At 64.2% G+C, this 11580-nt stretch carries 15 protein-coding genes and 1 tRNA gene; 10 read left to right on the top strand and 6 right to left on the bottom strand.

Annotated elements, in window-relative coordinates:
* Positions 1-238 (top strand): hypothetical protein (locus Q0D45_RS10040; protein WP_293392074.1); only part of this gene is annotated, 238 nt, incomplete at its 5' end.
* On the opposite strand, the gene Q0D45_RS10045 is transcribed toward Q0D45_RS10040, so the two are convergent.
* From Q0D45_RS10045 to Q0D45_RS10055, 3 genes are all read right to left on the bottom strand, one after another.
* Positions 235-1074 (bottom strand): hypothetical protein, encoded by an 840-nt coding sequence (locus Q0D45_RS10045; RefSeq protein WP_293392077.1) that lies wholly within the window; start codon positions 1072-1074, stop codon positions 235-237. The genes Q0D45_RS10040 and Q0D45_RS10045 overlap by 4 nt on opposite strands.
* The gene (locus Q0D45_RS10050; RefSeq protein ID WP_293392080.1) at positions 1071-1835 is read right to left on the bottom strand and encodes a hypothetical protein; all 765 of its coding nucleotides are present in this window, start codon (positions 1833-1835) and stop codon (positions 1071-1073) included. The genes Q0D45_RS10045 and Q0D45_RS10050 overlap by 4 nt, the downstream gene beginning before the upstream one ends.
* A gap of 264 nt (positions 1836-2099) precedes the next feature.
* Positions 2100-2597 (bottom strand): DUF4399 domain-containing protein, encoded by a 498-nt coding sequence (locus Q0D45_RS10055; RefSeq protein WP_293392083.1) that lies wholly within the window; start codon positions 2595-2597, stop codon positions 2100-2102.
* Positions 2598-2973: 376 nt separating this feature from the next.
* On the opposite strand from Q0D45_RS10055, the gene Q0D45_RS10060 reads away from it, so the two are divergent.
* Together Q0D45_RS10060 and Q0D45_RS10065 are read left to right on the top strand one after the other, a co-directional pair.
* A complete protein-coding gene (locus Q0D45_RS10060) occupies positions 2974-4368 on the top strand; it encodes a DEAD/DEAH box helicase (protein WP_293392086.1) in 1395 nt (464 codons plus the stop codon).
* A gap of 40 nt (positions 4369-4408) precedes the next feature.
* Positions 4409-4690, top strand: coding sequence for an RNA-binding protein (locus tag Q0D45_RS10065; protein ID WP_022977859.1), 282 nt, complete (start codon positions 4409-4411; stop codon positions 4688-4690).
* Positions 4691-4797: 107 nt separating this feature from the next.
* Here the strand turns inward: Q0D45_RS10065 and Q0D45_RS10070 are convergent, their stop codons facing one another.
* From Q0D45_RS10070 to Q0D45_RS10080, 3 genes are all read right to left on the bottom strand, one after another.
* The gene (locus tag Q0D45_RS10070) at positions 4798-5076 is read right to left on the bottom strand and encodes a DUF2007 domain-containing protein (RefSeq protein WP_293392089.1); all 279 of its coding nucleotides are present in this window, start codon (positions 5074-5076) and stop codon (positions 4798-4800) included.
* Between the two features lie 8 nt (positions 5077-5084).
* A complete protein-coding gene (gene rpiA / locus Q0D45_RS10075; RefSeq protein WP_293392092.1) occupies positions 5085-5747 on the bottom strand; it encodes a ribose-5-phosphate isomerase RpiA in 663 nt (220 codons plus the stop codon).
* Between the two features lie 97 nt (positions 5748-5844).
* Positions 5845-6564, bottom strand: coding sequence for a YggS family pyridoxal phosphate-dependent enzyme (locus tag Q0D45_RS10080; RefSeq protein WP_293392094.1), 720 nt, complete (start codon positions 6562-6564; stop codon positions 5845-5847).
* A 99-nt stretch (positions 6565-6663) separates the two neighbouring features.
* Between Q0D45_RS10080 and Q0D45_RS10085 the strand changes: the two genes are divergently transcribed.
* The 7 genes from Q0D45_RS10085 to Q0D45_RS10115 all read left to right on the top strand — a co-directional run.
* Positions 6664-7704: a type IV pilus twitching motility protein PilT gene (locus tag Q0D45_RS10085; protein ID WP_293392096.1), complete on the top strand. Its 1041-nt coding sequence runs from the start codon at positions 6664-6666 to the stop codon at positions 7702-7704.
* A gap of 44 nt (positions 7705-7748) precedes the next feature.
* Positions 7749-8912: a PilT/PilU family type 4a pilus ATPase gene (locus tag Q0D45_RS10090; protein ID WP_293392099.1), complete on the top strand. Its 1164-nt coding sequence runs from the start codon at positions 7749-7751 to the stop codon at positions 8910-8912.
* Between the two features lie 2 nt (positions 8913-8914).
* Positions 8915-9976 (top strand): PilT/PilU family type 4a pilus ATPase, encoded by a 1062-nt coding sequence (locus Q0D45_RS10095; RefSeq protein ID WP_293392102.1) that lies wholly within the window; start codon positions 8915-8917, stop codon positions 9974-9976.
* Positions 9977-10136: 160 nt separating this feature from the next.
* Positions 10137-10571 (top strand): 50S ribosomal protein L13, encoded by a 435-nt coding sequence (gene rplM / locus Q0D45_RS10100; RefSeq protein WP_293392104.1) that lies wholly within the window; start codon positions 10137-10139, stop codon positions 10569-10571.
* 3 nt (positions 10572-10574) lie between these two features.
* The gene (rpsI, locus tag Q0D45_RS10105) at positions 10575-10982 is read left to right on the top strand and encodes a 30S ribosomal protein S9 (protein WP_022977867.1); all 408 of its coding nucleotides are present in this window, start codon (positions 10575-10577) and stop codon (positions 10980-10982) included.
* A gap of 58 nt (positions 10983-11040) precedes the next feature.
* Positions 11041-11114 (top strand) — tRNA-Gln (locus Q0D45_RS10110).
* A 195-nt stretch (positions 11115-11309) separates the two neighbouring features.
* Positions 11310-11580, top strand: a 271-nt coding sequence (locus tag Q0D45_RS10115; RefSeq protein WP_293392110.1) for an Arm DNA-binding domain-containing protein, incomplete at its 3' end; no start/stop codon positions are given.

Consider the following 11580-nt stretch of genomic DNA (forward strand, 5'->3'; position numbering starts at 1 on the left):
CTGGGCCTTGCCGGCCTTCAGCGCCAAGGAATGCGTGCACAAATGCCTGCAGCCCCTGCGCGGCCTGTTTCTGGAGTTCAGCGAGGTGGCGATCGCATTTTCAATCGACTCGGATCGGTACACCGTCGAAGCGAAATCGGCGCGTGCGCAACAGGCCATGGCCGGATTCGAGTGGACCGGCGAGCTGCGCCGCTTCGATGGCCTGCTGCTGAGCCTGCTGGCCGCGCGGCGGCTCTAGGCGCTCGTCTGACGCCGCGCAGCGACCCCAAGCACCCAATCGACGAGCATGTCGATCAAGGCTTCGCGGGTGGCCCTGCGGATGAAATGGTGGTCCGCTTCGGGAATCTGGCGAATCGTCAGGTGGCGATAGCCGCGCAATATCGGAAAGGCGTCGATCAGCTGCGCGGCATAGGTGTACTGGTGCTCGACATCGCCGGTGTAGACGTACAGCAGTGACAGCTGCCGGCGGATGAACTCGACCAGATCGGCTTCCATACGCTGGTGCGATGGCGCGTCGTAATAGTGGATCTCGCTGGGCAGGACATCGTGCAGCGCGCTGCCGGATTTCGGTGTCAGGCTGATGCCGAGTGGCGCCGGTGGCAGGTGGCGGCTGCGCTCGGTGAGGCGCGCCATCGTCCGGTTCAGCCAGGCGCGCGGCGTCGAGTGGATGTAGCCGTCGAGGAACACGGCGCCGATCAGTCGCGGATCGACCCGGGCCGCTTCATGCGCATCGTGGGCGCCGCTATGGCTGCCGATGATGATCGTGCCGGTGGAGATGTTGCGGGCGTCGAGCGCATCCATTGCGGCACAGAGATCCAGCGTCGAATCGGCATCGCTGCGGCCGGGCACGATTTCGCTGTCGCCGAGGCCGGCGTTGTCGAGGCGCAAGCTGACCAGGCCGGCACTGGCGAGCGCCCGGGCCAGTTCGACGTGCATGCGGCTGGGGCCGACTCGATGGATGACGCCGGTGTTCGGGATCAGCACCGCCGGGCGCTGCGGATCCGGTATCTCGGGGCTGCCGATGATGCCGAACAGGGCGCCGCTTTCGCCGAAGGAGATTGCCCGCTCGTTCATTTCAGGCCATCCGCCAGACGCTCGGTGACGATGCGGAACGAGGTGCTCGGCAGCCACGGCGAGTGGATGCGCTCGACATCGCTCCAGTGGCCGGCGTCGGGCAGGCGGATCGATTCGACGCTGTCCGGCGGAATGCGATCACGGCTGACGAAGATCACCCGGCCGGGCAGGTCGCGGCGCAAGCCAGGCAATTTGGCGATGTCGGCGGCGAGGCCATCCGGCCAGTCGTGGCCGAGGAGTTCGTTGCGCGCCGGCGGCACCAGCTGGGAGCGCACGCGACGTTCGCCGCTGCGCTTGTGGTTCAGCGCCAGATCCATCTGCTGCAGATTGGCGACGAATACTTCGCCACTCGGTGGAGAGTCCCAGAGGGTAACGGCCTGAGCATTGACGATTCCCGTGGCAACCGCTTCCTGCGCCAGCAGAGCGCCGAAGCGCAGACCGAGCAGGCAGAGTTGGCTGCAGCCGGTTTCCGCGCGCAAGGCCAGTGCGGCAAACCCGAGTTCGTCGACCCAACCCTGCAGATGGCTGTTGCGGCCGTCTCCACCGGAATCGCCGGTGCCGCCGTAGTCGAAACGCAGCACCGGAAAGCCGCTGGCACTGAGGCTTTGCGCCAGTTCGCGCAGGCCGCGATAGGTGCGCAGGTATTCGGTTCCCCAGCTGTTGCAGATCAGGATGCCGGTTTGCCGGGACGCGCCCAGCGGCAGGTGCAACATGCCGAACAGCGGCCTTGCCACCGGCCCGAAGTAGAGCGGCTTGTTCAAGCGAAGGGCGCGGAAGCGAAAGGCGACGGCTGCAGTGCCGGACAGTCGATCGCGTGGCGAACGGGCCGGAGCGTGCAGACGGTAGCCGGGGCTTGGTCGGGGTTCCGTTTCACATCCGTTCGAGGGTGTCGGCCAGCGTCGGCGTCAGCCGGTTGGGACGGCGCAAATCGTTGTTTGCGGACTTGGTCGACGGAGGTTGACGCGGTGGAAAGGACGGCTCGGCGAACACCCGCCGAGCCGTCGCGATTTGCTGACGAGCGGCGCTTACTTGACGGTGACGGTGATCTTGTCGGAAGCCAGCGACGGATTGAACGGCACGTGCAGGCCGTTTCCGTACACCAGCTGCAGGGTGTGCGTGCCCGGGGTCAGCTCGATCGTGGCCTCGGTCTGGGCCTTGCCGAAATGCACGTAGTTGGCGTTGGCCGGGATCGGCGCATCAGCAGGCGGCAGCTCGGCGTCGATCACCAGATGGTGATGGCCGCTGGCCGGTTCCACGGCGCCGGCCGGGGCCAGGGCGATGCCTTCGACGGCAAATTTGACCAGCAGCGGGCTGCTGACGGTGGCGCCGTCCTTCAGCTCGGCGAACGAAACCTTGGCGCCTTCTGGAGCCGGCGACGATTTCAGCCCTTCGGCTGCGGCTTCCGGTGCGGCGGCAGCCGGTTCGGCGGTGGGCGCTGCCGCAGGAGCGGCTTCTTCCTTCTTGCAGGCCGCAAAAAATACGGTGGCGGACAGCAGCAGCGACAGTGAGCGAGTGTGGTTCATGGTCTTTTACCTTCGGTTTTTGTGGGAACGACGTCGGCAGCAAGATGCGGCCGCAGGCGCAGGCAAGGATACCTGCACCGCCCATGCCCGAAGCCCGGCCTCGTCCGGCGCGGCCCCTGGCGGCCAAACGCGGTCGGGCGTGGCCGGGGCCGATCGCGTATACTTCGCCCCAGTTTGGTGAGGCGCTCCGGTTGCGCCCCTGCTTGAAGACGATGCATCCGGCCGCCGCCCTGGCGCCGCAGTTCAAGGTCTTTCCGGTAGTACAAACCCTCGATGCGCCAGTCGGCGCGGTTCGAAATCCTCGTCCCCACTGCCTGAACCGGTGCCGTGCAGAGCGTTTCTGCGCACGGTGTGGCGGCTTCAGGAGTAATGAAACATGTTGTTTGCTGAATTGGGCCTTTGCCCGGAACTGTTGCGCGCCCTCACTGACGAAGGCTACGAAAAGCCCACGCCGATCCAGGCGCAGGCGATCCCGATCGTCATCTCCGGCCGCGATCTGCTCGGTGCCGCCCAGACCGGTACCGGCAAGACTGCCGCCTTCACCCTGCCGATCCTCAACCGCCTGGCCTCGCAGCCAAGGGATGCCGCGACCACCGCGCGCGTCGCACCGCCGAAGGTGCTGGTGCTGGTGCCGACTCGTGAACTGGCCGCCCAGGTCGGGGACTCGATGCGCACCTACGGCCGCCATCTGCCGGCGATCAAGACAGCGATCATCTTCGGCGGCGTCGGCATCAATCCGCAGATCGACCAGCTGCGTCGCGGTGTGGACATCATCGTCGCCACGCCGGGCCGCCTGCTCGACCATCTCCAGCAGCGCACGGTGAATCTGTCCGGCATCCAGATGCTGGTGCTCGACGAAGCCGACCGGATGCTCGACATGGGCTTCATCCGTGACATTCGCCGGGTCATCCAGGCGCTGCCGCAGAAGCGCCAGAACCTGCTGTTCTCGGCCACCTTCAACCCGGAAATCCGTTCGCTGGCCGAAGGCCTGCTGCATGATCCGGCGAGCGTCGATGTTGCCCCGCGCAACACCGCGGCAGAGCTGGTTGCCCAGCGCGTGCACCCGGTCGACAAGGGCCGCAAGACCGCGCTGATCGCGCATCTCGTGAAGGCCGGCGACTGGAAGCAGGTGCTGATCTTCACCCGTACCAAGCACGGCGCCAATCGTCTGGCCGAGCAGCTGGTGCGGGAGAACATCCTGGCCGACGCGATCCACGGCAACAAGTCGCAGAACGCCCGCACCCGCGCGCTCGCCGATTTCAAGGCCGGCAAGATCCGCGTGCTGGTCGCCACCGACATCGCCGCCCGCGGCATCGACATCGACCAGCTGCCGCACGTCATCAACCACGAGCTGCCGAACGTGCCGGAGGATTACGTCCATCGCATCGGTCGTACCGGCCGTGCCGGTGCCGAGGGTGAAGCGATCAGCCTGGTGTCGCCGGATGAGCGCGCCTTCCTGAAGGACATCGAGCGCCTGCTGCGCAAGTCGATTCCGTCGTCGACGGTGCCAGGCTACGAGCCGGGCTCGCAGCCGACCGCTGAAGAGCGCGCTGCCGCCGCAGCCCGTCCGCCGGCGCCGCCGGAGCGCGAGCGTGGTGAACGTCCGCGGAATGCGCCGGGTGGCCGTGGCCACGCGCCTGCCGGCAACGGTGCCCGTCGTCCGGGTGCCGGCGCCGCGCCGAGCAGCAACAACGGCAATCGCCATGCACGTCCGTCGCGTGATGGCGCGCGGCCGGCCGGCACCAACAATCAGAACCAGCGCACGCGTTGATTGCGTCGCTCACCGTTAACCGAGAAGAAGGAGTCATTGGATGAAGCGTATCTATGCCGGCAACCTGCCCACCGACACGACTGAAAAGGAACTGACCGAGCTGTTCTCGACGCACGGTCGCGTCCGCTCGATCAAGCTCGCGCACGACGTGTTTTCGGGCAAATGCCGCGGTTTCGGTTTCATCGAGATGGAAGGTCACGAAGCGCGTGCCGCCATCGCCGGCCTGAACGGCAAGGAACTGCGCGGCAATCTGCTGCGCGTCAACGAAGAACGCCCGAAGGACGACAAGAAAGGCGGCCGCCCGGGCGGTCCGCGCCGTTAAGGGCTGACGCGGCCTTTCGGGAGATCACCACGATCACCTGAAACGCCGCAGCTTGCTGCACCCAGACGCCACGATCGCTTTGCGGTCGGGGCGTTTTTTTTGGGGCCCTACTCGACGCTGGCGCCCGGATCGAAATCCTCATCGAGCGCGTAATCGCCCGAGGCTAGCGCGGTGATGACCGCCTGCGCTGCACCGACATCACGGGCCTTCACCTGTACCCGCACGCCGCCCAAGGCCAGCGCGATCAGTGGATCGGCCTGCACGTGGTTGCGATCGGCGAGGAAGGCTTCGATGCCGTCCGCCTGCAAACGCCCCTGCAGCAACTGCGCTTCGACTGCATCGCTGAAGCGCGCGACGGTCAGCCAGTCGTCGGGATCGTCGCGCATGGCCTGCTTCAGGCTGGAAGCACTTCACGAACGCCGTTCGGACCGCCGAGCAGCAGCACGTCGGCGCCACGATGGGCGAACAGGCCGACGCTGATCACGCCGGCGAGCATGCCGATCTCGGTTTCCATCTTCAGCGGATCGATGATCGAGAAACCGGAGACGTCGAGGATCAGGCCGCCATTGTCGGTGACGAAGCCTTCGCGCAGCTTGGGATTGCCGCCCAGGCGCACCAGTTCGCGGGCGACATAGGAGCGGGCCATCGGAATCACTTCCACCGGCAGCGGAAAGGCGCCGAGCACCGGCACCAGCTTCGATTCGTCGGCGATGCAGATGAACTTGCGGCTGGCGGCCGCGACGATCTTCTCGCGGGTCAGTGCGCCACCGCCGCCCTTGACCAGGCGCAGGTGCTTGTCGGCTTCATCGGCGCCGTCGACATAGATCGACAGGGTGCCGGCCTCGTTCAGCTCGACCACCGGAATGCCGATCTTCTTCAGCCGTTCGGTCGAGGCGTTCGACGACGACACGGCGCCGGGAATGTCCTGCTTGTGAGCAGCCAGTGCATCGATGAAGTAGTTGACCGTCGACCCGGTACCGACGCCGAGCAGTTCGCCCGGCACGAGATATTTCAGGGCAGCTTCGGCGGCGGCTTTCTTGGCTTGGTTCTGGTCCATGAAGCAGTGGTCAGTGGCTAGTGGTTGGAGGGCAGTAGTGTGGCGCATGGCGCTCACCGTCGCTGAACATAACCGCATTTTCACTGGCCACTAGACACTAGCCACGGACCACTGCTTCTCGCTCCCCGAACAGCGCTGATCCGATCCGCACCATCGTCGCGCCTTCCTCGATCGCCACTTCGAAGTCGTCGGACATGCCCATCGACAGCTGATCGAATACGCTCGCCTCGACGCTGCCGGAGGCGCGAATGCGGTCGCGCAGTTCGCGCAGCAGCCGGAACGAGGCGCGCGAGTCTTCCGGGTCATCGACCGGCGCCGGAATGCACATCAGGCCGCGCAGGCGCAGGTTCGGCAGTCTGGCGATATCGGCACAGAGCGCTGCCGCTTCATCCGGCGTCACGCCGCCCTTGCTCGCTTCGCCGGAGACGTTGACCTGCACGCAGACCTCGAGCGGCGGCAGGTCCGGCGCGCGCAATTCGGACAGGCGTTCGGCGATCTTCACGCGGTCGACGCCATGTGCCCAGGCGAACATGCCGGCCAACGCCCGGCACTTGTTGCCCTGGATCGGGCCGATGAAGTGCCAGATCAGACGCTGGCCGGCCAGCGCTTCGGCGAGGCCGATCTTGTCGATCGCTTCGCGCATGTAGCTTTCACCGAAGTGCGGCGCGCCGAGTTCGGCGACCTCGGCCACGGCATCGGCATCGAAGGTCTTGGAGACGGCGATCAGGCTCACTTCGTCCGGCGCACGGCCAGCGCGGGCGGCGGCTGCAGCCAGTCGTCGGCGGATATCCCTCAGCCGGTCGGAAACGGTATTCATGCGGGTGTGAAGTAAGGTCTCATACGTCCATCATCTGCCAGCGACGGCCGCCATCACGGCGAAGCCTGCGGCATAAGGAAAACTCGGGGAGAGTCGGTCTTGGATATCGCGCAGCTGTTGACCTTCAGCGTCAAGCAGGGAGCTTCGGACTTGCATCTGTCCGCCGGCGTGGAGCCGATGATCCGAGTCGATGGCGACATGAAGCGCATCAATCTGCCACCTCTGGAGCACAAGGAAGTGCACGCGATGCTCTACGACATCATGAACGACAAGCAGCGCAAGGCCTACGACGAATTCCTGGAAACCGATTTCTCGTTCGAGATTCCCGGCCTCGCGCGCTTCAGAGTCAATGCCTTCACCCATGCCCGCGGTGCCGGCGGCGTGTTCCGCACCATTCCGTCGAAGATCATGTCGCTGGAAGACCTCAAGTGTCCGGCCATCTTCAAGGACATCGCCGAGACGCCGCGCGGCCTGGTGCTGGTCACCGGCCCGACCGGCTCCGGCAAGTCGACGACCCTGGCGGCGATCATCAACCACATCAACGAGAACGACTACGGCCACATCCTCACCGTCGAGGATCCGATCGAGTTCGTCCATCCGTCGAAGAAGTGTCTGATCAACCAGCGGGAAGTGCATCGCGACACGCTCGGTTTCAACCAGGCGCTGCGCTCGGCGCTCCGCGAAGACCCGGACGTGATCCTGGTCGGCGAAATGCGCGATCTGGAAACCATCCGCCTGGCGCTGACCGCGGCCGAGACCGGCCACCTGGTGTTCGGCACCTTGCACACGACCTCCGCCGCCAAGACCATCGACAGAGTCGTCGACGTGTTCCCGGCCGCGGAGAAGGACATGGTCCGCGCGATGCTGTCGACTGGCCTGCGCGCGGTGATCGCCCAGACCCTGTTGAAGAAGACTGGCGGCGGTCGGGTTGCCGCACACGAGATCCTGATCGGCACGCCGGCGGTGCGTTCGCTGATCAAGGAGAACAAGATCGCGCAGATGTATTCGGCGATCCAGACCGGCTCCCGGGACGGCATGCAGACGCTCGATCAGTGCCTGAAGGATCTGGTCAGGAAAGGCGTGGTCAGCAATGCCGAGGCGCGCACCAAGGCCGAGAACAAGGCGGACTTTGCCGCCTAGTCGTCCGGCCTGCTGCGCAGCCTGACCCTCACCGAGACCACACGATGGAACGCGACGAAGCAATCAAGCTGATCCAGCAACTGCTGGTGCAGATGAAAACCCGGGGCGCCTCGGATCTGTTCTTGAGCGCCGGCTTTCCGCCGGCGATCAAGCTCGACGGCCAGCTGACGCCGGTCACCGACAAGCCGCTGACCGGCCAGAACTCGGCGCTGCTGATCCGCTCGCTGATGAACGACCGCCAGCTCAAGGAGTTCGAGTCGACCAACGAGTGCAACTTCGCGATCAATCCGCCGGCGATCGGCCGCTTCCGGGTCAGCGCCTTCGTGCAGATGGGCCAGGTCGGCGGCGTGCTGCGCACGATCACCACCGAGATTCCGACCTTCGACCAGATCGGCCTGCCGGCGAGCCTGAAGGAGGTGATGATGGCCAAGCGCGGCCTGATCCTGATGGTCGGCGCCACCGGTTCCGGCAAGTCGACGTCGCTGGCCGCGATGCTCGGCCATCGCAACGCCAACTCCAAGGGCCACATCATCACCATCGAGGATCCGGTCGAGTACGTGCATCCGCACCTCGGCTGCATGATCACCCAGCGCGAAGTCGGCACCGACACCTTGAGCTGGGAAGCAGCACTCAAGAACACCTTGCGTCAGGCGCCGGACGTGATCCAGATCGGTGAAATCCGCACTCGCGAAACCATGGAGTACGCGATCAACTTCGCCGAAACCGGCCATCTCGTGCTGTCCACCCTGCACGCCAACAGCGCCAATCAGGCGCTCGACCGCATCATCAATTTCTTCAGTGAGGAAAAACGCGAACAGGTGCTGATGGACCTGAGCCTGAACCTGCGCGCGGTGATTTCACAGCGTCTGGTGCGGCGCGAGAACGGCGGCCGGGTGCCGGCCGTGGAGATCATGCTGAACTCGCCGCTGATCGCCGATCTGATCTTCAAGGGCGAAGTCGTCGGCATCAAGGAAGTGATGAGCCGCTCGAACGAGCAGGGCATGGTCACCTTCGATCAGTACCTCTACCAATTGTTCGAGAGCGGCCAGATTTCCTATGACGAAGCCGTGCGCAATGCCGATTCGCAGAACGAACTGCGCCTCAAGGTGAAGCTGGAATCGAAACGCATGCGCGAAAACCTGCTCGAGGATCCGGCGGTGAAAGGCTTGCAGATGAAAGAAGAAGCCAACGCCCAGCTGCGGAGATAGGCATGGAGAAGCTTCTTGCGTATCTGAAGCTGACGGTCGAGCAGCAGGCTTCCGATCTGTACTTCAGTGCGGGCGCCACGGCGATGCTGCGCATCGAGGGCGATCTGCATCCGGTCGGCCGTTCGGTATTGACCAGCGATTTCATCCGTGAACTGTCCAGCTCGATCCTGAATCCCGAGCAGCAGGAACGCTTTGATCGCGAGCGCGAGATCGATCTCGCCATCGAAGCCGCCGGATTGGGCCGCTTCCGGGTCAATGTGTTCACCCAGCGCGGCACGGTGGCGATGGTGCTGCGCTATGTGAAATCCGAAGCGCCGAAGCTCGCTGATCTGAACCTGCCGGAGACCCTGGCGCAGATGGTCATGCAGAAACGCGGCCTGCTGCTGATGGTCGGCGCGACCGGGTCCGGCAAATCGACGACCCTGGCAGCGATGATCGATCACCGCAACGAGCACGCGGCCGGCCACATCCTGACCATCGAGGACCCGATCGAATTCGTCCACGCCAACAAGCGCTCGATCGTCAACCAGCGTGAAATCGGTCAGGACACGGTCAGCTACGAACGGGCGCTGCATTCAGCGCTGCGCGAAGCACCGGACGTGATTCAGATCGGCGAGATCCGCACCCGGGAAACGATGGACGCCTGCCTGCAGCTGGCCAACACCGGCCATCTGGCGATCTCGACCCTGCACGCCAACAACGCCTATCAGGCGCTGCAGCGGATCGTGAACCTGTATCCGGATGCGCTGCGGCCGCAGCTTTATCTGGACCTTTCGCTGAGCCTGCGGGCGATCGTCTCGCAGCGGCTGGTCAAGCGTCTGGATGGTCGCCGGGTTGCCGCCGTGGAAGTGCTGATCAACACGCCGTTCCTGCAGGACCTGATCGTCGGCCGCCGCATCGAAGAGATTCGCGAAGCGATGAGCCAGTCTTCGGACGCCGGCATGCAGACTTTCGATACCTCGCTGCACAGCCTGTACAAGGACGGCCTGATCTCGCTCGACGAAGCGCTGGCCCATGCCGATTCGCGCACCAATCTCGAAGCCAAGATCAACTTTGGCCATTAGGCGGTCATCGAAGCGCAGCCATGGAGGCGCGCGGTTGCGTGGTCACGGGGACCACACTACAATCCGCGTCCCGCTGTACCCGACGTCGGCGCAAAACATCGCGAAGACCGAACTATAACCACCTCCAGACGCAAGTTTGCGAGGCAATCAGAGCAGGAAAATGGGCACTTATTTCGCAACCAATGAAAATGCGAAGCGTGATTGGACCTTGATCGACGCCGAAGGCGTTGTTCTGGGCCGTCTCGCCTCGGAAGTCGCACGCCGTCTGCGCGGCAAGCACAAGCCGGAGTTCACCCCGCACATCGACACCGGTGACTATGTTGTCGTCATCAATGCCGACAAGATCCGTGTGACCGGCAACAAGATGGAAGGCAAGATCTACTGGCGCCACACGGAATATCCGGGCGGCATCAAGTTCACGACGCTGGGCAAGATGACCGCCGAGCATCCGGAACGTGTTATCGAGAAGGCGATCAAAGGCATGCTGCCGTCGGGCCCGCTGGGCTACGCGCAGTACCGCAAGCTGAAGGTCTATGCCGGTGCCGAGCACCCGCACACCGCGCAGCAGCCCACCACCTTCACGATCAAGGGTTAATCCATGGCCACGCTCAAGCAGCCTGCTGACCAGCATTACGGCACCGGCCGTCGCAAGACCGCCGCCGCCCGCGTTTTCATCCGTCCGGGCAAGGGCGACATCGTCATCAACGGCAAGACCGTCGAGGCCTACTTCGGCCGCGAAACCTCGCGCATGCTGGTTCGCCAGCCGCTCGAAGTGTCCGACTGCGTCGGCCGTTTCGACATCAAGGTGACGGTTGCCGGCGGCGGCCCAAACGGCCAGGCCGGCGCGATCCGTCACGGTCTGACCCGCGCCCTGATCAAGTACGATGAGGCCCTGCGTCCGGGTCTGCGTGCTGCCGGTCTCGTCACTCGCGATGCTCGCGAAGTCGAGCGCAAGAAGGTCGGCCTGCACGGCGCCCGTCGCGCTCCGCAGTACTCGAAGCGCTAATCGATATCTGTGGCGGTGCCTTCGCAGGCGCCGTCACGGTCGAAAGCTTCAAGGTTTTTGGGAGATCGTCTAATGGCAGGACAACAGATTCTGACTCTGTTTATCTAGGTTCGAGTCCTAGTCTCCCAGCCAACACCGCTTCCGACAGCTTCCAAAAGTGTCCGAAGATACAACTAACCCCGCGGAAATGCGGGGTTTTTTGTGCCTGACGGTTCCTAAGTGGGCCAACCGGTGCCGAGTCCAGCGTGGTAGCAATTTTGGTAGCACTGTTTGCTACCAAATCGTTTTGCTACCAAAATCGAGCGAACTTCGAATCTGGTGCTACCAATGGCTGCCAAGCTGACTGAGCTGGAGATCAAAAACGCCAAGCCAAAGGCTGACAAGTACACGATGGCAGCGGGACATGGGCTGACGTTGATCGTTATGCCGGACGGGTCGAAGTATTGGCGGCAGCGATTCTCCGTTGGCGGCAAGCGGAAGATGATGACGGTGGGGCGTCCGTACCCGGAGACCACCTTGAAGCAGGCGCTGGCGAGAAGTGCCGAACTTCGCGCCCTGACAGATCAGGGGACGGACCCCTCCGAAAAGCGCCGGACTG

Origin of the sequence: Nevskia sp., from assembly GCF_023266035.1 — a bacterium.
Lineage (GTDB): Bacteria > Pseudomonadota > Gammaproteobacteria > Nevskiales > Nevskiaceae > Nevskia.